Source organism: Desulfocurvus thunnarius (genome assembly GCF_055390965.1).
The window spans coordinates 1,790,771-1,813,753 of record NZ_AP042411.1 but is presented as its reverse complement, the minus strand read 5'-3'; the positions used below and the strand labels follow the sequence as shown (position 1 = coordinate 1,813,753).

Annotated in this window: 18 protein-coding genes; 10 read left to right on the top strand and 8 right to left on the bottom strand. The window is 69.1% G+C overall.

The window, feature by feature from the left end:
• The first annotated feature begins 173 nt into the window (after nucleotides 1-173).
• Nucleotides 174-2,585: a Lon protease family protein gene (locus ACZ5KV_RS07855; RefSeq protein ID WP_464238750.1), complete on the top strand. Its 2,412-nt coding sequence runs from the start codon at nucleotides 174-176 to the stop codon at nucleotides 2,583-2,585.
• A 228-nt stretch (nucleotides 2,586-2,813) separates the two neighbouring features.
• Here ACZ5KV_RS07855 and hflX read toward each other — a convergent pair whose 3' ends face one another.
• The 3 genes from hflX to ACZ5KV_RS07840 form a co-directional block, all read right to left on the bottom strand.
• The gene (hflX, locus tag ACZ5KV_RS07850) at nucleotides 2,814-4,406 is read right to left on the bottom strand and encodes a GTPase HflX (RefSeq protein WP_464238749.1); all 1,593 of its coding nucleotides are present in this window, start codon (nucleotides 4,404-4,406) and stop codon (nucleotides 2,814-2,816) included.
• A gap of 151 nt (nucleotides 4,407-4,557) precedes the next feature.
• Entirely contained in the window at nucleotides 4,558-5,157 is a 600-nt protein-coding gene (locus ACZ5KV_RS07845) for an IMP cyclohydrolase (protein ID WP_464238748.1), read from the bottom strand.
• Nucleotides 5,158-5,376: 219 nt separating this feature from the next.
• Nucleotides 5,377-5,940, bottom strand: coding sequence for a tetratricopeptide repeat protein (locus ACZ5KV_RS07840; protein ID WP_464238747.1), 564 nt, complete (start codon nucleotides 5,938-5,940; stop codon nucleotides 5,377-5,379).
• Nucleotides 5,941-6,439: 499 nt separating this feature from the next.
• Here ACZ5KV_RS07840 and flgB point away from each other — a divergent pair, with 499 nt between their 5' ends.
• From flgB to ACZ5KV_RS07805, 7 genes are read left to right on the top strand one after another with little or no spacing between them, the layout of a single operon-like run.
• On the top strand, nucleotides 6,440-6,850 hold the full coding sequence (flgB, locus tag ACZ5KV_RS07835) for a flagellar basal body rod protein FlgB (RefSeq protein ID WP_464241785.1): 411 nt from the start codon (nucleotides 6,440-6,442) through the stop codon (nucleotides 6,848-6,850).
• Nucleotides 6,851-7,288, top strand: a complete 438-nt coding sequence (gene flgC, locus ACZ5KV_RS07830) for a flagellar basal body rod protein FlgC (RefSeq protein WP_464241784.1) — start codon at nucleotides 6,851-6,853, stop codon at nucleotides 7,286-7,288.
• Between the two features lie 26 nt (nucleotides 7,289-7,314).
• Complete coding sequence (gene fliE / locus ACZ5KV_RS07825; RefSeq protein ID WP_464241783.1) at nucleotides 7,315-7,707, top strand: flagellar hook-basal body complex protein FliE; 393 nt, start codon at nucleotides 7,315-7,317, stop codon at nucleotides 7,705-7,707.
• A 43-nt stretch (nucleotides 7,708-7,750) separates the two neighbouring features.
• Nucleotides 7,751-9,367 carry a flagellar basal-body MS-ring/collar protein FliF gene (gene fliF, locus ACZ5KV_RS07820; protein ID WP_464241782.1) on the top strand — a complete coding sequence of 539 codons (1,617 nt, stop codon included), beginning with the start codon at nucleotides 7,751-7,753 and terminating at the stop codon, nucleotides 9,365-9,367.
• On the top strand, nucleotides 9,367-10,365 hold the full coding sequence (fliG, locus tag ACZ5KV_RS07815; RefSeq protein ID WP_464241781.1) for a flagellar motor switch protein FliG: 999 nt from the start codon (nucleotides 9,367-9,369) through the stop codon (nucleotides 10,363-10,365). The genes fliF and fliG overlap by 1 nt, the downstream gene beginning before the upstream one ends.
• Nucleotides 10,352-11,161, top strand: a complete 810-nt coding sequence (locus tag ACZ5KV_RS07810) for a FliH/SctL family protein (protein WP_464241780.1) — start codon at nucleotides 10,352-10,354, stop codon at nucleotides 11,159-11,161. Before fliG ends, ACZ5KV_RS07810 begins: the two co-directional genes overlap by 14 nt.
• A complete protein-coding gene (locus ACZ5KV_RS07805; protein WP_464241779.1) occupies nucleotides 11,158-12,510 on the top strand; it encodes a FliI/YscN family ATPase in 1,353 nt (450 codons plus the stop codon). Before ACZ5KV_RS07810 ends, ACZ5KV_RS07805 begins: the two co-directional genes overlap by 4 nt.
• A 672-nt stretch (nucleotides 12,511-13,182) precedes the next feature.
• On the opposite strand, the gene ACZ5KV_RS07800 is transcribed toward ACZ5KV_RS07805, so the two are convergent.
• Nucleotides 13,183-15,420 carry a DEAD/DEAH box helicase gene (locus tag ACZ5KV_RS07800; protein WP_464241778.1) on the bottom strand — a complete coding sequence of 746 codons (2,238 nt, stop codon included), beginning with the start codon at nucleotides 15,418-15,420 and terminating at the stop codon, nucleotides 13,183-13,185.
• A 246-nt stretch (nucleotides 15,421-15,666) separates the two neighbouring features.
• Between ACZ5KV_RS07800 and tpx the strand changes: the two genes are divergently transcribed.
• A complete protein-coding gene (gene tpx / locus ACZ5KV_RS07795; RefSeq protein WP_464241777.1) occupies nucleotides 15,667-16,182 on the top strand; it encodes a thiol peroxidase in 516 nt (171 codons plus the stop codon).
• A gap of 161 nt (nucleotides 16,183-16,343) precedes the next feature.
• The gene (locus tag ACZ5KV_RS07790) at nucleotides 16,344-16,598 is read left to right on the top strand and encodes a hypothetical protein (protein WP_464241776.1); all 255 of its coding nucleotides are present in this window, start codon (nucleotides 16,344-16,346) and stop codon (nucleotides 16,596-16,598) included.
• 134 nt (nucleotides 16,599-16,732) lie between these two features.
• Here the strand turns inward: ACZ5KV_RS07790 and ACZ5KV_RS07785 are convergent, their stop codons facing one another.
• The 4 genes from ACZ5KV_RS07785 to ACZ5KV_RS07770 form a co-directional block, all read right to left on the bottom strand.
• Nucleotides 16,733-19,132, bottom strand: coding sequence for a methyl-accepting chemotaxis protein (locus ACZ5KV_RS07785; protein WP_464241775.1), 2,400 nt, complete (start codon nucleotides 19,130-19,132; stop codon nucleotides 16,733-16,735).
• Between the two features lie 458 nt (nucleotides 19,133-19,590).
• Entirely contained in the window at nucleotides 19,591-21,114 is a 1,524-nt protein-coding gene (locus ACZ5KV_RS07780) for a hypothetical protein (protein WP_464241774.1), read from the bottom strand.
• Between the two features lies 1 nt (nucleotide 21,115).
• Nucleotides 21,116-21,970: a sulfotransferase domain-containing protein gene (locus ACZ5KV_RS07775; protein ID WP_464241773.1), complete on the bottom strand. Its 855-nt coding sequence runs from the start codon at nucleotides 21,968-21,970 to the stop codon at nucleotides 21,116-21,118.
• Nucleotides 21,967-22,893, bottom strand: coding sequence for a radical SAM/SPASM domain-containing protein (locus tag ACZ5KV_RS07770; protein ID WP_464241772.1), 927 nt, complete (start codon nucleotides 22,891-22,893; stop codon nucleotides 21,967-21,969). The genes ACZ5KV_RS07775 and ACZ5KV_RS07770 overlap by 4 nt, the downstream gene beginning before the upstream one ends.
• Nucleotides 22,894-22,983: the final 90 nt, after the last annotated feature.

Sequence of the window (22,983 nt, the reverse complement as noted above, 5' to 3'; positions counted from 1 at the left end):
GGGATACATCCGGCCCGTTGCCGTGGCGTGACGGTCGTGTGCCGACTTGGCGCCAGGCCGGGCGTGCTCCGGGCCTTGGCCGCCGCGGCGCTCCCCGGCGGTGGTGACAAGCGTCGCCCGAGGCATTACAAGGAGGGTTCGACGTTTCCAAACAGGCCCAACAAGGATCCCCAATGCCCAAGAGCAAGCCCCTGCCCGCGTCCCGGCTGCGCGCCCGGTTCGCGCCCGAGCGCATTCCCTATGCCGACAGCACGAGGATTCCGCCCTCCAGCCGCGTGCGTCCGCCCCAGCCCCGGGCCCTGCAGGCCCTGGAAATGGGCCTGACCGTGGACGACCCGGGCTTCAACGTTTTCGTGGCCGGCGAGCCCAACCTGGGCCGCACCTACATGGCCATGGATTTCCTGCGCCCGCGCGCGGCGAAAATGCCCGAGCCCGGCGACCTGATCTACGTGCACAACTTTCTGGACCCCGACCGGCCCCGGCTGCTGCGTCTGCCCGCCGGGGGGGGCAAGACTCTGAAGAAGGAGCTTTCCAAGGCCCTGACCGCCTTGCGCAAGGACATTCCCGAGGCTCTGGAGAAGGAGGCCTTCATCAAGAAGCGCGAGACCCTGGTGCGCAGCTTCCAGGACAAGCGCGAAACCCTGCTGCGCGAGATGGAATCCACCGCCACCCGCGAGGGTTTCGACCTGGACGTGGACGAGCAGGGCGGCATGACCCTGTACCCCCTGGTGGAGGGCAAGGTCGTCTCCGAGCAGGACTACGACCGCCTGGACCCCGAGCTGCGCAAGGCCCTCAAGAAGCGCGGCGACGCCATCATGAGCGAGATGGGCCGCAACCTGCGACGCATGGGCAGGGAGGAGAGCGACTTCCGCGAGGACCAGCGGACTCTGGAGCGCACCGCGGTCAAGGAGGCCCTGGAGCGCCACCTGCGGCCCCTGCGCAGGAAATATGCGCGCAACAAGGACCTTGCCGCGCAGCTCAAGGCCATGTGGGACGACATCCTGGAGAGCATGGACCAGTTCCTGCCCCAGGAGACCGGGCCCCAGCCCGCCAGCGGCCCCCTGGCGGGCCTGGAGGCCGCCGCCGCCGAGGATTTCTTCACCCGCTACGACGTGAACCGCTTCGTGGACAACTGCGCCGCCAAGGGCGCGCCCATCGTCTTCGAGGACCACCCCACCCCGGCCAACCTCCTGGGCTCCATCGAGCGCGAGGCCGAGATGGGCGCCCTGTACACCGACTTCACGCTTATCAAGGCCGGAGCCCTGCACCGGGCCAACGGCGGCTTCCTGGTGCTGCGCATCGAGGACCTCTCCCAGAACCCCGACGCCTGGGAGGGCCTGCTGCGCGCCCTGCGCTCGGGCAAGTCGCGCATGGAGGACCACGGCGGCACCGAGGATCACGCCCGGGCCCGGACCATCCAGCCCGAGCCCGTGCCCCTGGAGGTGCGCGTCATCCTGGTCGGCACCGACGAGGCCTACGAGGCCCTGCTGGGCATCGACGACCGCTTCCCCAAGCTCTTCAAGCTCAAGGCCCACATGCAGGACACCGTGCCGCGCGACGCCTCCTCCGTGCGCCACTACCTGCACAGCCTGGGGCGGATCATCGACGAGGCCCGCCTGCCGCCCTTCGATCGCACGGCCCTGGCGGCCATGATCGACCACGCCTCGCACATGGCCGAGGACCAGCAGAAACTCTCCCTGCAACTGCCCGCGGCGCGCGAGGTGATGATCGAGGCCGCCGCCCTGGCCCGCCGGGCGCGGCGCAAGCGCGTGGAGGGCACGGACATCGCCGCCGCCCTGGGCAACCGCAAGTTCCGCGCCAACCTCTACGAGGAGGAGTTCCTGGCCGACTACGACCGCGAACTGATCAAGGTCTCCACCTCGGGCGCAGCCACGGGCCGGGTCAACGGCCTGTCCGTGACCATGTACGGCGACCATGAATTCGGCCTGCCGCACCAGATCGCCTGCACCGTGGGCGTGGGCCACGGCGGCATCATCGACCTGGAGCGCGAGGCCGAGTTGGGCGGGCCCATCCACACCAAGGCCATGATGATTCTCAAGAGCTACCTGCTGGGGCTCTTCGCCCAGGACAAGCCCCTGGTTCTCACGGGCAGCCTGTGCTTCGAGCAGTCCTACGCGGGCATCGAGGGCGACTCGGCCTCGGGCGCGGAGCTGGCGGCCTTGCTCTCGGCCCTGGGCGGGGTGCCCATCGACCTGTCCCTGGCGTTCACCGGCGCGGTGAGCCAGTCGGGCGAGATCATGGCCGTGGGCGGCGTGACGCCCAAGATCGAGGGTTTCTTTAAGGTCTGCTCGCGGCGCGGGCTCACGGGCCGCCAGGGCGTGATTATCCCCCGCGACAACGTGACCCATCTCATGCTCGGCGACGAGGTGGCCGAGGCCGTGGAGCAGGGCCGTTTCCACGTCCACTCCGTGACGAGCATCGAGCAGGCCATGGAACTGCTCACGGGCCTGCCCGCCGGGCGCCGCGTCCGGGGCGGGGCCTTCCCCGAGGGCAGCCTCTACCGTCGGGTGGACGAACGGCTGGGCGAACTGGCCCGGCTGGCCAAGGCCTTCGCCAAGAACTAGCGGCCCTCGCCGGGCAAGGGCTGAGGCCCGCAAGGCAAACCGCCGGAGCCGCGCATGGATGCGCGCGGTTCCGGCGGCTTCGTGTTTTCAGGGCCCGGGCGGTAAGCAATGCAGGGCAAGGCCCGGCAGGCTGCATCTGCTTTCGGGGAAGGGGAGAGGAAACCCCGGGAACCCAGGAATGACGCTGGCCGATAAGCAATCCGCCGCGCCAGGGGCACCCGGGCCGGGCTATTCCGCCAGGCCGTCGGGGTCGCAGGTCACGTCGGCCCAACCCGGGAAGGCCCGGGCCACGATGGCCGCCACCAGGGGCCGCAGGCTGGTCCGCTCGCGGGCGGTGACGGGGATGCCCTGGGGATAGGCGTTTTGCAGCGTCAGGGCCTGATCCGGGTCCAGGGTTTCCCATTTGTTCAGCGCTAGCAGGCGCGGCAGCTCGTGCAGGTCCATCTCGCGCAGGATGTCCTCCACGGCGCGGATATGCGCGTCCAGCTCGGGGTGCCCGGCGTCGGCCACGTGGATGAGCAGGTCGGCGGATTCCAGCTCCTCCAGGGTGGCCCGGAAGGCTTCGCGCAGTTCGGCGGGCAGGTGGCGGATGAAGCCCACGGTGTCGGTGAGGATCAACTCGTGGTCCTGGGGAAAGCGCAGGCGCCGGGAGGTGGGGTCCAGGGTGGCGAAGAGCTTGTCCTGGGCCAGCACGTCGGAGCGGGTCAGGGTGTTCAGCAGGGTGGATTTGCCCGCGTTGGTGTAGCCGACCAGGGCCACCACGGGCAGCCCGGCCTGGGCGCGGCGGGCGCGGGTGGCGCCCCGGCGGCGGCGCAGGTCGGCCAGCTCCTTCTTGATGCGCGTGATGCGCTCGCGCACCCGGCGGCGGTCGATTTCCAGCTTGGTTTCGCCGGGGCCGCGCCCGCCGATGCCGCCCATGAGCCGCGACAGGGCCCGGTTCTTCCCCGCCAGCCGGGGCAGGGTGTACTGAAGCTGGGCCATTTCCACCTGGAGGCGGCCCGAGCGCGTGGCGGCGTGCTGGGCGAAGATGTCCAGGATGAGCTGGGTGCGGTCCAGGATCTTGCGCTCGGTGATTTCGGCCAGGTTGCGCATCTGGGCCGGGGTCAGCTCCTGGTCGAAGACCACGATGCCCGCGTCGGCCTGCAGCGCCTGGACCTCCAGGTCCGCCAGCTTGCCCTTGCCCATGATGGTCCTGGGGTTGGCCTCGCGTACGCGCTGGACCATGGTCCCCGCCGTGGTCAGCCCGGCGGTGGCCGCCAGGGCCGTCAGCTCCTGAAGATGGACCTCCTGCACGGGCCGGGGCTCGGTGGAAACGCTGACCAGGATGGCCCGGGTGTCGTCGCCCGTGGCCGTGCCGTCGGCGGACAGGGCGCTGCCCGAGCGGGCCAGTTCATCTTCAATGGCCTCCACCTGGGCCGTGAAGTCCACGTCCAGGCGGTGCAGGGGCATGGGGCCAAGGACGGTGTAAGGCTCGGCTCCGGGCCCGGGCGGGTTCAGGTGGGCGCAGGTCACGTCTCCGGGCTGGCCGTGGGGCCCCACGGCCAGGACGAGCAGCCCGTCCAGGCGCAGGAAGACCATGTCCATCAGGTCTTCCTGGGACAGGGGCTCCCCGGCCAGATGGGTGTGCATCAGGCGCAGCCCGCGCAGGCGCCCGGCCCCGCGCCGCGAGCGGGACAGCTCGGGGATGTACAGGCCCTGGGCGTCGCCGACCAGGACCATCTCGGGCCGCCCCTGGCGGTCGACCAGCAGGCCGATCTGGCGGCCGGTGGCCGCACTGAGCATGGCCAGCTCGCGGGCCTGGTCCGGCCCCAGGCCGCCCACGGCGGGGTAGCGTCGGTCGGCCAGACGGGACAGGCTCTTGAGCTGGCTGGGCTTCAGGCCCTGGGTGTTACCCTGAACTTTCTGGGATATGGCGGTGTCTCCATGCCCGGGGGGCCGGGCGGCCCGCCCCGCGCGGGGGCGGGGTGCGGCCTCAGGCGTCCCTGCTGCCCAGGTATCCGGCGATCATGGCGTCGTATTCGCTGGTGCGGGCAAAGGTCTCGCAGGCCAGATCGCGGCGCAGGGGCAGGGGCGCGGCCATGTCGTTGGCGCGCAGGGCGTCCATGACGCGCTCGTAGTGCATTGCGCCGGGCACGACCAGCACGCTGTGGAAATTCTTGGCCGAGGCGCGCAGCATGCACGGCCCGCCGATGTCGATCTGCTCCACGGCGTCCTTGAGGCCCAGGCCCTGGGCGGCGGCGTGGGCGAAGTCGTACAGGTTCACGCAGACCAGGTCGAAGGGCGCGAGGTGCAGCCCGGCCAGGGTCCGCATGTGCTCGGGGTCGTCCTTGTCGGCCAGGATGCCGGCGTGGATGTGCGGGTGCAGGGTCTTGACCCGGCCGCCGAGAATCTCGGGAAAGCCCGTGACCTCGGACACCGAAGCCACGTCCAGGCCCGCGTCCAGCAGCTTGCGGCGGGTGCCGCCGGTGGAAAACAGGGCCACGCCCCCCTGGGCGAGGAAGGATGCGAAGTCCACGAGTCCGGTCTTGTCGGTCACGCTCAGGATGGCGCGCCGGATGGGCAGCAGGTCCATGCACACACCTCTCTTTTCAGCCGAGGTGTGCCAAAAAACCCGTGCTCTGGCAAGAAGTCAGGCGCCCCCGGCCCCCGCGCGGCGCGAGGGTCCTGGCACCCCAGCCCCGGCAGCTCTCGTCGGGGCTGGGGAACCAGGCTGGGGAGGGGAGATTATCGTGTCATCGTGGCGTGCCGAGCCCGGGGGGAGGGAGCCCTGGTCCGGTCCGGCCGCGCCGCGTCATGACCTGATCTGGTCCAGGAGTTCACGGGCCGCGGCGTTCTCCGGGTCGTGCTCCAGGATGCGGTCGAGCTGCTCCCGGGCCTCGTCGGCCTTGTCCAGGCAGACCAGGCAGCCCGCCAGGGAGTAGCGCACGTCATGCTTGAGGGGGTCGATGGAGAGGTAGTTCTCCATGTGCGGAACCACTTCCTCAAGCCGACCGAGGACGTGCCCGAGCTGGACCAGCATGTAGATGGCCACCATGTTCTCGGGGTTCAGGCCCAGGGCCTTGGAAAAATTGTCGAAGGCGGCGTCCTGGCGGTTCGTTTCCATCTCCACCAGGGCCATGCCCGCCAGGGCCTTGTCGCCCGGCTCGATGGACGCGGCCTTGGAGTAGAGCACGTGAGCCTTGTCCAGCTCGCCCTTCTGCACGGCGATGGTCGCCAGGCCGAGGTACGGGTCGGGGTGGATGCCGTTGGAGCTGGCGGCCTTGGTGTAGTACTGCTCGGCCTTCTCCAGGTCACCCATGAAGAGATAGCACTCCCCGAGTTCCTTGTTGATTTCGTAGTCCAGATGGTTGCTCATGACTTCCCCTCCACAGTGGGAAATTCCGGTAAACCGTGCCGTCCGCATTGCCCATGCAATGCTCGGGCCAGTGTTGCATTCCCAGCCCGCAGGCTCCCCGCCTCCGGGCGTCCATCCTCAAGCAAACGGCGTGCCAGAATGAACGGCAAGGGGCTTTTGTGTGGTCCCGGCCTGTCTGTCTCGCTCCATCAAAGGAACGCGCGAGGCTGCCCGTCGCCCGGCCCTGGGCCCCGGCCCGGGGCCGGAAAACCGACGGCGCGGGCCCCGCGCCGGGGGCGCCCCGCAGGCGGCGCACTGCGGCGAGGCTGTTTTGCCCGCCGTTTTTTTCTTGTCCTGCGGGCCTCTTGCGGCCTTGCCCTTCCGGCGGGCGGCAAAAAATGCCCGCTTGGCACAGCCGTTGCTCAATAGCGGGTGCCAGTCGCCCGGCCGGGCCCCGCAGCGGGGCGGCCCCGGAGCCCATGCGGACCCGGGGCGGGCCGGAAACACACGGAGGACGGGCATGAAAAGCTTATTCGACACCAACATCCACCTGACGGGCAAGGTGCTGGACCTGCGGCTCCAGCGTCAAAATGTCGTCATGAGCAACCTGGCCAACATCACCACGCCGAACTACAAGGCCAGGCGCCTGGAATTCGAGGCCGACCTCCAGGCCGCCCTGAACCGCGACGCGCGCGGCAAGATCACCCGCACCGACGAGGGGCACATGCCTTCGACCTTCGCGGCCGACGGCTTCCGGGGCGATCTCGTCAAGGGCTTCAAGCACCGCATCATCCACGGCGAAGACAACGTGGACCTGGACAAGGAGATGGCGGTGATGGCCAAGAACACCCTGATGTACAACGCGTTGGGCACCGTGATGCAAAAGCAGTTCGAGGGCCTGACCACCGTGATATCGGAAGGAGCCAAGTAAATGGACTTCATGACCGCACTCGACATCGGCGCATCGGGCCTGTCCGCCGAGCGGACGCATCTGAACATCATTTCCATGAACCTGGCCAACGCCAAGACCACGCGCACCGCCGAGGGCGGCGCCTACCGCCGCCGCACGGTGGTCAAGGCGGCCACCGACGTGGACTCGCCCTTTGCCAAGGCCATGCAGGACGCCCAGACCCGCGAGCTCAAGGGCGTGCGCGTGCTGGGCATCGCCCGCGACGAGCGCCCCGGCAAGCGCGTCTACGAGCCCGGCCACCCCGATGCGGACCAGGAAGGCTACGTGACCTACCCCGACATCAACGTCGTCGAGGAAATGACCAACATGCTCACGGCCACCCGGTCCTACGAGGCCAACGTCAGTTCCATCCAGTCCGTCAAGAGCATGTGGAACAAGGCCCTGGAAATCGGCCGCTAGCCCCAGCCTGACCAAGGAGACCCGCCATGGCCATTCGCAACATCGCCATGAACGCCTACCAGAGCGCCCAGATGACCCAGGTGGGCGGTGGCGCGCGCCGCGCCGGTTCCCTGAGCTCCGAGCAGTCGGCGTTCCTCAACGAGTTGACCGCCCAGAGCCAGAAGGCCTCCCAGGCCGAGCAGGCCCGCCTGGGCCAGAAGGCCTCGTTCGCCAACACGGTGCGCGAGTCCCTGACCAAGGTGAACGACCTGCAAAGCGAGAAATCCACCATGGTCGAGGAGTTCGCCTCGGGTGAGCGCCAGAACGTCCATGAGCTGATGATCAGCCTGCAAAAGGCGGGCGTGGCCATGCGCATGACCTCCGCCGTGCGCAACAAGGTCCTGGAAGCCTACAAGGAACTGTCGCGGATGCAGTTCTAGCCGCTGACGCCGCCAACCACCTGACACCCTCGGAGAAAGCAGCATGTCCCCCGCCGTGACGGACCTCCTCGGCAAGACCAGGGCCCTGTGGGCCAAGACCAATCTCTCCCAGCGCATCCTCATCGGCGGGCTTTCCGCCGCCGTGGTGCTGACGTTCTTCCTGCTCATCTACTGGCTGAACCGCCCGGACATGAAGGTGCTCTACTCGCGGCTGTACCCCGAGGACGCCGCCACCGTGGTCGGCCTGCTCCAGCAGGAAAAGGTCGCCTATACCCTGGAAGACAACGGCGCCACCATCCTCGTGCCCGCCGACAAGGTCTACGACCTGCGCCTGAAGATCGCGGGCGAGGGCAAGCTGCACGGCCAGGGCCTGGGTTTCGAGATTTTCGACGAGGTCAAGGTCGGCCAGACCGATTTCGTCCAGCACATCAACTACCAGCGCGCCCTGCAGGGCGAGCTGGCGCGCACCATCTCCGAGTTCCCCCAGGTGGAGCGCGCCCGGGTGCATCTGGTCATTCCGCACAAGAGCCTGTTCATCGAGGAGCAGGCCGCGCCTTCGGCCTCCGTGGTGCTCAAGATCAAGCAGGGCGAAAAGCTCGACGCCGCCAAGATCAAGGGCATCGTCAATCTCGTGGCGCTCTCCGTTGAAGGCATGTCGCCGGACAACATCACCGTGTCCGACACCGGCGGCGGCATCCTTTTCTCGCCCAAGGCCCTGGAGGAGCAGGGCGGCCTGAGCACCACGCAGATGGAAAAGAAGCTGAACATGGAGCAGAATCTGGAGCTGCGCATCGAGCAGATGCTCTCGCCGCTCTACGGCCCCGGCCGGGTCATCGCCAAGGTCAACGCCGACCTGGACTTCAGCCAGAAGACCATCCGCAGCGAGGAGTACGACCCCGACAGCCAGGTGGCCCGCTCGGACCAGCGCAGCGAGGAGACCCAGACCAGCCAGGCCAACGTGGAGGGCGGCACCCCCGAACCCAACTTCCGTGGCGACGGCCCGGCCGGGGCGCTCTCGCAACTCGACTCCAACCGCGAAACGCGGACCCTCAACTACGAAATCAACAAGGTCGAGAAGCATATCGTGGTGCCCATGGGCGAACTGAGCCGCTTGAGTGTGGCGGTCCTCGTCGATGGCACGTATACTGAGCAGGCGCCGGCGGACGGCCAGGGCGACCCCACCCAGGTCTTCACCCCGCGCAGCGTCGAGGAACTGCAGCGCATCCGCCAGCTTGTGGCGGGCGCCGTGGGCCTGGACGAGCAGCGCGGCGACGTGCTGGAGGTGTCCAGCATGTCCTTCGGCGGGCCGGACCAGGAAATCCAGCCGAACATGAGCGAGCTGATCCTGGAGTACGTGCACCGCCTGGGCAAGCCGTTCCTCAACGGGCTTCTGGTCTTCCTCTTCCTGGTGCTGGTGGTGCGCCCCGTGATCATGGCCCTCATCCGGCCCAAGACCGAGGTCGAGGGCGTGGAGGGCCTGGCCGGGCTGCCCGAAGGCCAGGGCCGCATCGCCATCACCGACGGCGAGGACGAGGACGCCCTGGACGCCCTGCGCAAGATCGACGACATCCGCGCCCACGCCATGCAACTGTGTGAACAGAACATGGACGGCGCCATGGCCATCATCAAGACCTGGCTCAAGCAGGAGGCCACAGCCTGATGCCACCCATCGCAGGCCCGCACAAGACGGCGATTCTGCTCCTCGCCATGGGCGAGAAGTTTACCGCCGACGTGTTCAAGCGCCTCGACCGCTCGGAGATCGCCATGATCTCCAAGGCCATGGTCGAGATGGAAACCATCCCCAAGGAGCAGGTGGAGGAGGTGCTGCGCGAGTTCCACCACCAGCTCCTGGTCAATGCCGAAATGCTCATGGGCGGGCCCGAGCAGGTCAAGAAGCTGCTCATGAAGAACCTCGACTCCGAGACCGCCAAGTACATCCTGGACCTGTTGGACCTGGACTCCGGCCCCGCGCCTTTCCGCGAGCTGGAAAACGTCAGCCCGCGCATCCTGTCCCAGATCCTGCGCAACGAGCACCCGCAGACCCTGGCGCTCATCCTGGGCCACCTGCACCCCGAGCAGGCCGCCGAGCTGCTCCAGCAGCTCCCCGCCGGGGTGCGCCCCGAAATCCTCATGCGCCTGGCGCGCCTGGAGGCCGTGGCCGAGGAGATGCTCATGGAAGTGGACAAGGTGCTGCAAAGCCAGCTCATCGCCATGGGCGGCAAGGAAGGCAAGAAGGTCGGCGGCGTGCAGGCCGTGGCCGAGATTCTCAACGCAGTGGACCGCGCCACCGAGGAGGAGGTCCTCTCCGAGATCGAGGAGGAATCCTCCCAGATGGCCGAAGACATCCGCAACCTCATGTTCGTGTTCGAGGACATCAAGGCCCTGGACGACCGCGCCATCCGCGAGCTGCTGAAGGAAGTGTCCAACGAGGACCTGACCAAGGCCCTCAAGGGCGGCACCGAGGACCTTCAGGAGAAGTTCTTCAAGAACCTCTCGGAGCGCGCCTCGGCCATGATCCGCGAGGACCTGGAAATCATGGGCCCCGTGCGCCTGTCCGAAGTGGAGTCCGCACAGCAGAATATCGTCAAGATCGTGCGCCGCCTGGAAGCCGAGGGCCGGATCATGATCGGACGCGGAGGCGGCGATGTCTTTGTCTAGCAAGCCGCGCGGGCAGGAAACCGCGCGCCCCTCCGGGCGCGTCATCCTCGGCCCCCAGGCCCACGGCCTGGGCGAGATGAGCGTGGCCGACCTGCAAGGCGAACGCCGCCAGGGCTGGACCGACAAGGACATCGAGGAGTACCGCCGCCGCGTGCGCGAACGCGCCGAGGCCACTGCCCGCGACATCATCGCCGCCGCCGTGGCCGAAGGGCGCACCCTGCGCGAGCAGGCCGTGGCCGAAGGCCTGGCCGAGGGCCGCGGGCAGGCCCGGGCCGAAGCCGAGGCCGCCGTCCAGGCCCAGGCCGAGGCCCTGGCCCGGACCCTGACCGCCGCCCAGCGCGTCGGCCGCGACCTGTGGGCCGGATACCGCCGGGACGTGCTCGACCTGCTGCACCTGATGCTTCAGCGTCTGCTGCGCGTCGAAATGGATGAACGCCGCGCCACGATCCTCGGCGCCCTGCTGGATCAGGCCCTGGACGCCATCGACTCGCGCCGCGCGCTCACCGTGCGCGTACACCCGCAGGATCAGGCCCTGACGCAGGACCTGCTCGAACGGGCCAAGGCCCGCCATCCGGGCCTGGAGCGCTGGGCCGTGCGCCCCGACGCCACCCTGGACCAGGGCGGCGTCATCCTCGAATCCGACCGCGGTATGGTCGACAACTCCCTGGCCAGCCGCATGGCCCTGGTGGAGCCCATCCTCGACCAACTGCTTTCCACCCCCGTGGGCCCCGAGGTGGACGCCGCCCGGCAGCAGGCCGAGCAGGCGCCCGAATCCGGCCCCGGAGACCCCGCGTGAGCCTCAACCCGCGCGGATGCATGAACATCCTGCGCGACCTGGACCCCTGCCGCACCTACGGCAAGGTCTGCAAGGTCGTGGGCCTCATCGCCGAGGGCGAGGGCATCAAGGCGCCCCTGGGCTCGGTGTGCGAACTGCTGCCCGAAGGCCGCGACGACGGCGGCATCTACGCCGAGGTCGTGGGCTTCCGCGACGGCGCCTGCCTGCTCATGCCCTACGGCGAAATGCGCGGCGTCCGCCCCGGTTCGCTCATCAAGAACACCGCCACTCCGCCCCTGTTCCCCGTCGGCCCCGCCCTGCTCGGCCGCACCGTGGACGCCTTCGGCGCGCCCCTGGACGACGCCGGGCCCGTGGCCGCCTCGGATTACTACCCCCTCTACGCCGAGCCCCTGAACCCCCTGCGCCGCCCGCGCATCGTCGAGCCCCTCGACGTGGGCGTGCGCGCCATCAACGGGCTGCTGACCCTGGGCAAAGGCCAGCGCGTGGGCATCATGGCCGGGTCCGGCGTGGGCAAGTCCACCCTCATGGGCATGATGGCCCGCTACACCGCAGCCGACGTGAACGTCATCGCCCTGGTGGGCGAGCGCGGCCGCGAGGTGCTCGAATTCATCGAAAAGGACCTCGGCCCCGAAGGGCTGGCCCGCTCCGTCCTCGTCGTCGCCACCTCGGACAACAGCCCCCTGGTGCGCATGCGCGCCGCCCACGCAGCCAGCTCCGTGGCCGAATATTTCCGCGACCAGGGCGCCGACGTGCTGCTGATGATGGACTCCGTGACCCGCTTCGCCATGGCCGCCCGCGAAGTGGGCCTCGCCGCCGGTGAGCCGCCCGCCACGCGCGGCTATACGCCCTCGGTCTTCGCCCAGTTGCCCAAGCTCCTGGAACGCGCCGGGCGCGCCGGGGCAGGCACCATCACCGGCATCTACACCGTGCTGGTGGATGGCGACGACTTCAACGAACCCGTGGCCGACGCCGCCCGCTCCATCCTCGACGGGCATATCGTCCTGACCCGCGAACTGGCCGACCAGGGCCACTACCCGGCCATCGACGTGCTCAAGAGCATCAGCCGGTTGCGCGCCGACGTGACCCCGGAGGACCAGCAGTCCCTCGGGCGCGGCTTCATCCGCCATCTGGCCACCTACGCCCGCGTGGAAGACATGGTCAACATCGGCGCCTACGCCCAGGGCTCAAACGCCGACATCGACGCCGCCATCCGCATGCACGGCCCCGCCCGCGACTATCTGCAACAGGCCGTCTCCAAGGGCTGCACCCTGGCCGAAAGCTGGGCCGCCCTGGCCGAAACCATGCAACCCCCGCCGCCTCCTCCGCCCCCGCCAGGGCGCGGCCGCTGACGCTGGCGCGCCGCCGGGGCGCTGCCCCGGACCCCGCCAGGGGGCGCCGCCCCCTGGACCCCCGCAAGGGGTCGGGGACCCCTTGACCCCACACGTCGGCCCGGTCCGTGCGGCAAAGAGCCGCGCGGACCGGGCCGGGGGTTTTGGGCGGGTCGAGGGGAAAAGGACGAAGGCGAAGGAGACGAGAACGGAGGGATGTCGGCGACGACAGACGACAAGGGGTTCCCAGGGCCGCAAGATCTGTTTGGCCCTGCCTTTTCGCCTCGTGGGGAACAGTCAAGGCCGGGCCTGCCATCGTCTGTCCGGTCCGGAACGTCCCTTCCGTTGCTTTGTGGCGTCTTGCCCGGATCGGGCAACGCACCGTCTTTTTCGGTCCGCACGGATCGCAGTTGCCCGGATTGCGCACGTTCAGGGCTGCAAGGCATGTCCCGTCTCACCGGAGCACGTCGTCTCCGGCCCGCGTTTCTGCCCCTCGCCGACTTCATACCCTCCCGAAAGAAGAAGGTCTTTTTAGGGGAAAGGGGTGGGGGTGCGGGGGAGGGGAAAACCCCCTTTTTCTCCTCAAGAAAAAGGGGGTTTTCCCCTCCCCCGCCAGCGCTGGCCGCCCCCCCCCGCGCCCCCCTGCGTACGCCGCAAAAAAAGGCGGCCCCGTGGGGGCCGCCTTGGTTTTGTCTAGACGTTGAAGTTATCGTCTTCGTCTTCGCCGTCGAGGTCTTCGTCGAAGTCCTCGGGGTCCGGCGGGGCGACGTTGCCGTTGGGTTCGGCCGCCTCGGCGGCCTCGGCCGTTTCAGCGGGTTTCTTTTTCTTGCGGCGACGGCGGCGGCGTTTCTTGGGCGCGGGGGCGTCGCCGTCCTGCGCGGCGGGAGCGCTGGCGGCCGGAGCGACTTCGGCGGGGGCATCGGAGCCATCCCCGTCGTCAGCGGGGGGCGCGGCGGGAGTTGCGGCGGGGGCGGGCTTCGGCGCCCGGGCCCTGGGGGCCTGCTCGCGCGCCGGAGGCTTGGGCGGGGCGCCTTGCAGCTCGGTGCGATAGGTTTCGTCGAGCAGCATGGCCACGAGGTCGATGCCGCCTTCGCCCTCGGCCAGGGTCCTGGCCAGGAGCTTGAAGCGCTCGATGCGTTCGCGTTCGACGTTGTCGAGTTTCCTCAGCCGGCTTTCGAGCAGGGCGGTCATGCGCTGGGCGATGGCCTTCTGCACGTCCTCGTCGGTGGGCAGCAACCTGGCCTCCAGGGATATCTTGTACATCTTGCCGATGCGGTGCAGGGCCAACTTTTCCATCACGTCCACCAGGGAGACGACCTCGCCCGAGGCACCCGCGCGGCCGGTGCGCCCGGCGCGGTGGATGTAGACCTCGTGGTCTTCGGGCGGCTCGTAGAGGAAGACGTGGGACAGGTCGGGGATGTCGATGCCGCGCGCGGCCACGTCGGTAGCCACCAGGAAGCGCAGCTTGCCGTGCCGGATGCGGTCGAGCACCTGTTCGCGCTTGGCCTGGGTCAGGTCGCCGGAGAGTTCGTCGGCGTCGTAGCCGAAGCGCTGGAGCACCGCCGTGACGTAGTGCACGTTCTGCTTGGTATTGCAGAAGATGAACGCCGAGGCGGGGTTTTCCATCTCGATGATCCGCACCAGGGCCCGGTCCTTCTCCATGGGCTTGCACTCGTAGTACAGATGCGGCGTTTCGGCCACATGGACCCGCTTGTGCGACAGGGACAGGAGTTGCGGACGCTCCATGAACTCCCCGGCCAGACGCATGACGTGCGGCGGGTAGGTCGCCGAGGTCATGAACATGTTGACCTTGCGGGCGGGCAGGTAGCGCTGCACCTCGCGCATGTCGGGGTAGAAGCCGATGGAGAGCATGCGGTCGGCCTCGTCGAAGACGAGGATTTCCAGCCCTTGCAGGGACAGGGAGCCGCGCAGCAGGTGGTCGAGCACGCGGCCGGGGGTGCCGACCACGAGGTGGGCGCCCTGGCGCAGGGCGTCGAGCTGCGGGCCGTAGCCCGCGCCGCCGTAGACGGCGGCCACGCGCATCCCCGAGGTTCCGGCCAGGGCTTCGGCCTCGCGGGCGACCTGCTGGGCCAGTTCGCGCGTGGGCACGAGCACCAAAGCCTGGCACTGGTCGCGCCCGGTGTCCACGCGGTCGAGGATCGGCAGCGCGAAAGAGCCGGTCTTGCCGCTGCCGGTGCGCGACTGGATCATGAGGTCGCGCCCGGCCATGAGATAGGGCATGGCCAGGGCCTGCACGGGCATGAGCTTGTCCCACCCGGCGCGGGCGCAGGCCTCTTGCAGGGCCTGAGGCAAGGATTCCAGGGTGGCCTCGGGCAGCACGTCCTCGGGGGCGATGACCTCGTCGGGGGTCATGGAGGCGAACTCTTCGGTGGCTGAAAGCCTGGGGGCGGGCCGGGCCGGGGCCTCGGGCTGCGGCGCCGGGCGGGGCGCGGCCGGGGGCCGGGCGGAGCTTGGCGCCTTGGGGGCGGCGGGGGCGGGCCGGGGGGCTCGGGGCGGGGCCTCCGCCTCGGGGCGGGCCTCGCCGGAACGACCGGAGCGACCCCGTGAAGAGCGCTTGCGCCGGGCGGCGGGTTGGGGTTGAGATGGCTGGTCGGCGGCGTCATCCGCGTCGGCGGTATCCTGCGCGCCGGGGTCGTCCTGCGGGGCCTCGTCCTCGGGGCCGTCGTCCTCGTCGGGGTCGGCCAGCATGGCCTTCCACGAGGCGGGGCCGCTGACGGGCCCGCTGGCCGGTCCGGCCGGGGGCGCCTTGCGGGCCGCTACGGCCGGAGCCTCCAGTTCCTCGGCCTCGGGCTGGCCGGAACGAGGCTCCAGGTCCGCGTCGTCGGACCCGCGCCGCGGTTTCCTGCGCGGCGATTTGCTGGAGCCCCGCGCCCGGGGGCTCAGTCCGAAAATGCTTCCGTCATCCGTCATAGGCAATGTACCTCTGCATATGGTCTTGGTTTCCCTCCCCCCTTCCTGCCATGGTTTCCCCTGTTTGACCAGCGTCCGTATGGGCCGGGCCCCGCTTTGCCGTGCGCCGCAGAAGAGGCGGGCGGGTCCGGGTTCCCGTTTTTGTCGCCGCCCGGGGTGACGCGGGGCCCGCCGTGCGTTATATTGTGGCCATGGCCCGCCCCATCCGGCGGGTGGGCCGCAACACGCAAGCAAGGAGATACTCCAATGGCAGACAGAACCGGCGTCATCACCATGGGCGGTAATCCGCTGACTCTGACCGGCAACCCCGTGCAGGTGGGCCGGGCGGCGCCCGACTTCACGGCCCTGGACACGAACCTGGCCCCGCGCACCCTGTCCGAATTCAAGGGCAAGGTGGTCATCCTGTCCGTTGTGCCGTCCCTGGACACCCCGACCTGCGACCTGCAAACCCGCCGCTTCAACGCCGAGGCCGCCGGGCTGTCCGCAGACGTGGCCATTCTCACCGTAAGCATGGACCTGCCCTTTGCCCAGAAGCGCTGGTGCGGCGCTGCGGGCGTGGAGCAACTGACCACCCTGTCCGACCACCGCGAGGCCTCCGTGGGCCTGGGCTACGGCCTGCTCATCAAGGAGCTGCGCCTGCTGGCCCGCGCGGTGCTGGTCATCGACCGCAAGGGCGTGGTGGTCTACGAGCAGATCGTGCCCGAGGTGGCCGATGAGCCCGACTACGCCGCGGCCCTGGCGGCGGCCAAGGCCGCCCTGTAGGGCCCGGTCCCGAGGCATCCGGCGCGGCGGCTCCCCCTGGGGGCCGCCGCTTTTTTACGGCCTGGGGCACGGGGAAGGGCGACGCCGTGTTTCAATCGCGCTGCCACATGCGTTGACAAATCGTGTACGATTTGTAATCGCAGGGTCGAGGAGGAGCCGCCATGCCCCGCAAAGTCCGTTCCGTCCGGGTTCCCGAGGCCCTGGCCTCCCTGGACCTCTCCGCCGTGATCCACGAGTGCGAGCGCCACCTGCGCGACCTGGAGTCGGCCACGCTCCTGCGCCTGGAGGGCAACAAGGAGGCCGCCGACGCGCTCATCAAGTCGCGCCAGGCCGACCTGGGCCGCAAGATCGGCATGAAGATCTGGGAAGCACGCGTGGCCTACGGCAAAAAGGACAGGCTCCCGGGCGAGGAATAGCCCCCGGGCGGAGCCGGGTCGCGGCCCAAGGGAAAGACGGTCGGCCCGCCCGGCGCCCCGGCGGGGACTCGGGGCGCGGCCGCGCGAAGGCGGAGGGCGCCGCAGCCCGGCGGACGCCCCCTTCCGCCCATGTCTCAGCGGGTGTCGGCCTGCAACCTGTCCAGCGCCTCCCGCAGTTCCTGGGCCATGGCCGAGAGTTCCCGCACGGCGGCGAAGGCCTGCTGCATGCCCGTGGCCGTCTCGTCGGCGATCTCGTTGATGGCGTCCACGGAGGTGTTGATTTCCGCCGCGGAGGCCGACTGCTCCTCGGCCGCCGTGGCGATGCCGGTGATCAGCGCGGAGTTGGCGTTGGCCAGCTCCAGGATTTCCTGCAACGCGGCGCCCGAGGTTCCGGCCAGTTCCGTGGCCTTGTCCGCGTCGGCGGCGGCCTCGCCCACGCGCTCGACGTTGCGGGCCGTGGAGTCCTGGATGCGCCGGATGGTCGTACCGACCTCCTTGGTGGCGCCCATGGTCTTCTCGGCCAGCTTGCGCACCTCGTCGGCGACAACGGCGAACCCGCGCCCGGCGTCGCCCGCCCGCGCGGCCTCGATGGCGGCGTTCAGCGCCAGCAGGTTCGTCTGGTCGGCGATGTCGGTGATGACGTTCATCACGTTGCCGATGGCGTCGGCCTGGCTGCCCAGTTCCTGCATCGTGTTCTTCAGTTCGTGGGAGATGGCGTTGACCTGGCCGATGGCGGCGACGACCTCGCCGACCAGTTCCGCGCCGTGGGTGGCCTTGCCCCGCGTGGCCTCGGCCTGGACCGAGGCCTCCGAGGCGTTGCGCGCGACTTCGGCCACGGTGGAGTTCATCTGCTCCATGGCGGCGGCGGTGGACAGCACGCGCGCATGCTGCACGGCCGTGCCCTGGCTGGCGCGCTCCACCTGGGCCGCAAGCTGCCCGGCGGCCGTGGCCACGCGGTCGGAAATGCCGTGGGCGCGGTCGGCAACTTCGGCGATGGTCCGCTGGGTGCTCTTGATGGCCGTCAGGTCCGTGACGGTTTGCAGCAGGGACACCATCCTGCCCTGGGCGTTTTTCAGCGGCACCACGCTGTAGCTGATGTCCATCGCCTTGCCGCCGAGGGTGGCCCGGGTTTCGGCGCTGGCCGGGGCCCCGGTCTGAATGGCCCTGCGCAGGGCGCAGCCGGGCTTGCCGTCGTCCTCGCGGGAAAAAATCTCCCCGCAGGCCCGGCCCGTGCAACCGGTTCCGGCCAAATCCTGAACAAAGGCGTTCATGAAGCATATCCGCCCGGAGGGATCGAGCATGATCACCGGCGAGGGCATGTTGTCGATGAGCGTGCGGAAGCGGCCCAGGACGGCATTGGTGCCCTGGATGAGGGTGGCGAAGTCGCCGGAGAACCGGCCTGCGTCGCCCTGGGCGTCGAGGCGGCCGTCCTCGATCTCCTTTTCCAGGGCCGCATAGGCGCCCACGATGTCCTTGAGCGTCCGGGGGATGGCGCCCAGGGCCCGGGCCATGGTGCCCAATTCGTCGGAGCGCCCGCTGTCCAGGGTGCCCTCCAGGTCGCCCGCCGCGATGCGCCCGGCGAAGTCCACGCTTCTGTTGATGGCGCGCACCACGGGGCGGACGATGACGAACACCAGCAGCGCGCCCAGAAGGGACGAGAGAATCGCCATGGTCACCGAGCTTTCCATGATGGCGGCCAGCCCGGAGAACACGTCGTCCTTCTCCGCGCGGACCACGAGGGTCATCCCGGCCAGGGGTTCCTTGACGTAATAGAGCACCACGGGCTCGCCGTCGTTGCCCATGGTTTCGATCATGCCGCCCTCGGTCTTGCGCACCAGTTCGCGATAGACCGGGGAGGTCGGCAGGTTCTTGTTGAAAAGCCAGTCCTTGTTGCGGGCGGCGATGACCTGGCCCTCGGTATCCAGCACGTAGGCGAAGCCCTTGTCGCCCACGCGGATGGGGTCGATGGAGGTTTCGAAATAGTGCTCCAGGGAGATGGCCCCGGTCACCGCGCCGAGAACGCGCGAGCCGTCGCGTACCGGGGCGGAGGCCACGAATCGCGTGGTGCCGGTGTGCTCGCCGAAAAAGGGCGGCGACAGGGCGGCCTCGCCGGCCAGGGCCTTCGCGACGTAGCCCCGGTCGCCGATGTTGATCCGGCCCGTCAGCGTGGGGTCCGAGCTGGCGATGACGAGGCCGCCGGGAGCCACGACGTTGATGGTCGCGAAGTCCGGGTACGAGGCCAGCAGGTCGTGCAGCAGGCGGCCGACATGCTCGCGGGCATTCGGGTCGTCCGGGCGCGTGGCGAGCAGGGCGCGGACTTCGTCCATGGCGGCGGTGCGCTGCACGTTGAGCCGGGAATTGCGGATCAGCTCCGAAGTGGCGCGCATGGCCGCCTCGGCCTCGCCCTGCATTTTACCCCGCAGCGCCGTGCGCAGGTTTGCGGCCGCCTCCCGGTAAGACAGAAAGGAACTCAGGCCCATCATGACCACGATCAGGCCGATGATGGGCAGCAGGATTTTTCCTTGCAGCTTCATGGATGTCCTCTTTTCGGCAGTGGAGGCCCCCTCCGGCGCGGGCGGCGCGGCGTCCGCAGCCAGGGGGGCCGTTCACGACAAAAAAACGCCGACGCCGCAAAAAAAGCGGCAGGAGCGTTGTCCCGTTTCCCTGGGTGGAAACCCGACGGCCCAAGGCCCGCCGGACTGGCGATCCATCAGGAAGGATGGGCAAAGGCCCTGGGGCTGAACCAGATTGCGACCATAGCTCGCGGGCCCTGGCGGGTAAAGACCCCAATAAAAAATAGGGGTACTCCTTTTGCAACGCAAGCGGGAGGCGCAGGCCCCCAAAGGCCGCCGGGGAAACGGCGATCCAAAAGACACGTGCGTCAAGGCTCGGGGAAAGGGCCGCGCCCGGGCCCGGCAGGGCCGGACGCGGGACGGGGAAAAGGAAAGCCCGCCGCACGCCGGGCAGCCGGGGCTGCGGACGAATCGCCGGGCTAGAGCCGGGAGAGCACGTGCTCTTCCAGGGCCCGTTCGATGCCCATGGGGTTGTAGATGCGGGTGTGGTCGATGGCGGGCGGGGTTTCCCGGGCCGGGTCGATGGTCTCCAGGTCGTCCAGGCGCACCAGACGGGCCAGGCCGGAGTCCACCATGTCCATGAGCAGCGGGAATTCCGTTTCCAGAATCCAGGTCTGCTTGCCGTAGGGCAGCAGGTCGAAAATCAGGGTGGTCATGGTCCCGGCCACGATGTTGATGCGGCCCATGAGTTCGTCGGTGATCCGCTCCACGGGCACGAGCCGGGCGGCATAGTCGCCCAGGTCGTAGGAATCGAGCTGCTTGGCCCGGTCCTCGTCGGGGCGGTACTTGAAATGCACGGTGTAGCCCAGGTCGATCATGCGCTTGATGTATTCGCCGATGCGCTTGGTGTTGCCCCAGATTTCATAGGGCACGAGCACGTTGCGCGGGTGGAAGTCCGCACTGTCCACACGCTTGTAGGAATAGGTCGTCTTGTTGGCGCCCATGAGGAAATACCCCGGCGGATAGACCTTGCTCCAGCGGCGGACGACCTCCTCCCAGTACGCGCCCCAGAGCACGTCCCGGTCGTACCACTGATAGCCGTCTTCGGGCTCCCAGCCTTCCAGGACGTAGCCCTGCTGATAGCGCCCGGCCATGCCGAACTGGTAACCCAGGGAGGGGATGCCCAGGGTCTTGCAGGCGAACAGCAGCGGGTAGACGTGGTTGCGGTCGTCCACGCCGAAGAACAGCCGGGGCCGCAGGCGCTCCAGGTTCTCCAGATGCCGGGTGTATTCGGCGACCATCCGCCCGGCCATGCGCTGGAGCCGGGCCACGTGCGCGTCCACCAGCAGGCGCGTCACCGGGGGCAGGTGCGCGGTGTCGTAGCGGTGGGTGAAAATCTCCGGCGCGGGCAGGTCGCGGTAGAGGAAATAGACCGGCTGGTCCAGGCGGTGGCGGCGGCGCAACAGGTCCTTGGACGGCGAGAACACGCTGGCGAAACGCACGCCCCGGGCCTGGAAGAACTCCGCGAACTCCCGGGTGCGGAAATCGTCCGGCCCGTAGCGGAAAAAGAGCATGTCCAATCCGCCCGCGGCGGCCAGCTCGCGGTTGTGCCGGGGCAGGACGTGGCGGTAGCGCCAGCGGTTGCGCAGGCTGGGGGCCTTGGGCCCCCGCAGCAGCTCCCACAGGCGCACCAGGTTGTATTTGTTCACGAACAAGGGCCGCGCCCCGCTTTCCAGCAGGCGGCGGATCAACGGTTCGTATTGCACCATGCGATACGAAAAGCGCCACCACATGTGGTTCACCAGCCCGGAGAGCCAGTTGAAGCCCTGGTGGTGGAAATTTTCCTTGAGGCAGCGTCCGTTTTCGGCGCGCAGCGCATAGAGCGACAGCAGGAGCTGACGGGCTTTTTCCAGGTCGCAGTCGGGCACGTAGGTCTCGTTCAGCCCCACGCCGCGCAGGCGCACCAGCCCCGAGAGCTCCTCCTTGACCAGCACCGGGCCCATGCTAGCCCTCCCCGCCCGCGGGCCCGTCGGCGGCCGGGCCGCAAGGCTCGTTCACAGGGTAGCCCTGGGCGCGCATGGTCCGGCCGAAAGCGGCCTCGATGGCCCGGGCGCAGGCCTCGGGCAGCTCCTTGCGCCATTTGCCCGGCGTGGCGCTGCGCATGAAGGGCTTGTCGCTCCGGGTGGCCCGGGTGGTCACCCACTGGTCGCCCTGGGTCTGCTCCAGCGTGCGCATGCGCTCGAAAGACGAGCGGGCCACGGCCCGTTCCACCAGGGCCGGGTCGGGGTCCAGCCCCAGGAAGGCCGCGATGCGCGCCGCGCCGGGCAGCGGGTCGGCCCGCAGATCCTCGTAGCGCAGCAGCAGGAAATCCGGGTCGCCCAGGCGGGCCCCGGTCCAGCCGCCCACGTGGGCGCTCCAGGGGCCGAATTCGTCCAGGCGCCCGGCGATGAAGGCCTGCGTGAAGGCCTCCATGGGCGTGCCCTCGGCGATGGAGCCGGTCTTGATCTTGTAGTGGTAGTACGACACGGCCACGTCGCGCGGGTCGCGCACGGCGTAGAGCACCCGGCGGTAGCGCACGTCCAGGGCGCTGTGGCTCTTGAGCGCGCGCGGGCGCGGCGCCGCCAGCAGGGCGGCCTCGGTGTTCTTGTGCAGGTCGGGCACCAGGCGCTCGATGTTGGTGAAGTCCGCCCCGGGTTCAGGATGCAGCAGGTTGGCCACCAGAAAGCGCAGCCAGGTGTTGCCCGACTTGGGGTAGGAGACCACCAGCAGGTCGTCGGTCAGGATGGTGGCGTACTGGTGCGGCAACCGGCCTTGCAGCACCAGCCGCAGGCCCAGGCGCAGGCGTTTGCTGCACTTCATTCGTGCTCCGGCGCGCCGCCCGGCAGACGCTTTTGCACCGAATGCACCAGCTTTTGCCAGGCCGTCTTCTTGGGCGGCTCTTCGCACTGGCCGCACACGGGGTGCCCGGCGCGGTCGGTGCGCAGCCGGGCCAGCAGCTCCCGGCGGCCAGGGCCGTCGTGGATCTGCGTGTAGCGCTGGGTGGTCAGGTTGCCGAGCACGGCGGCCCGGGGATGCACGCAGCAGGGCACCACGGTGCCGTCGGCGTCCACGTACAGGGTATGGCGCTGCACGTATTCGCAGGGCCCGGCGGGGATGTTCCGCGCGGCCTCCCAGGGCTCCTGGCTGGACTGGGGCATCTTGAGCCAGCCCCGGAACTCCGGCTCCCAGCCCAGGGGCGTGAGCACGTCGAGCCAACGCTGGCGGCCCTCCGGGCTGGTGCAGATGGTCCTGGTGATCAGCCGCAGGCCCGGGGCGTGGCGGTCGCGCAGGCGCGAGGCGGTTTCCAGAAAGGTCAGCAGGCGGTCCCATTTCCCGGGCGGGCGCAGGCGCTCGTATTCCCCGGGGGTGCCGTCGCCGTCGCAGCTTACGGCCAGCCGCCCCAGGGCGCCGACCTTCAGGGCCTCTTCCAGGGCGACGAAATCGTGGTGCTGGGCATTGGTGGACAATTCCAGCAGCCCAAGCTCGAAGGGCGCCTTGCGCACCGCCTCCATGATGCCGGGCAGGTCGTCGTGCAGCAGGGGCTCGCCGAAGTTGAACAGCCGCATGAGCCGCACGCGCGCCACGTCCACGTTGGCCAGACAGGCGGCGAACACGTCCACGGGCACGCGCTGGATGCGCGGCTTGATGACGGAATTGGGACAGCCGACGCAACGGAGCTGGCAGCCGTGAACGATGTCGAAACCGAACTTCCTGATCTGCAAGGCGGTACTCCAGGGGTTCATGCCGCTTCGCCGGGCAACGGCCCGGGGCCGGAGCGCGCGGCGCACGCCGCCGCCCAAAAGGAAAAGGGGCCCGGGAATGACCCGAACCCC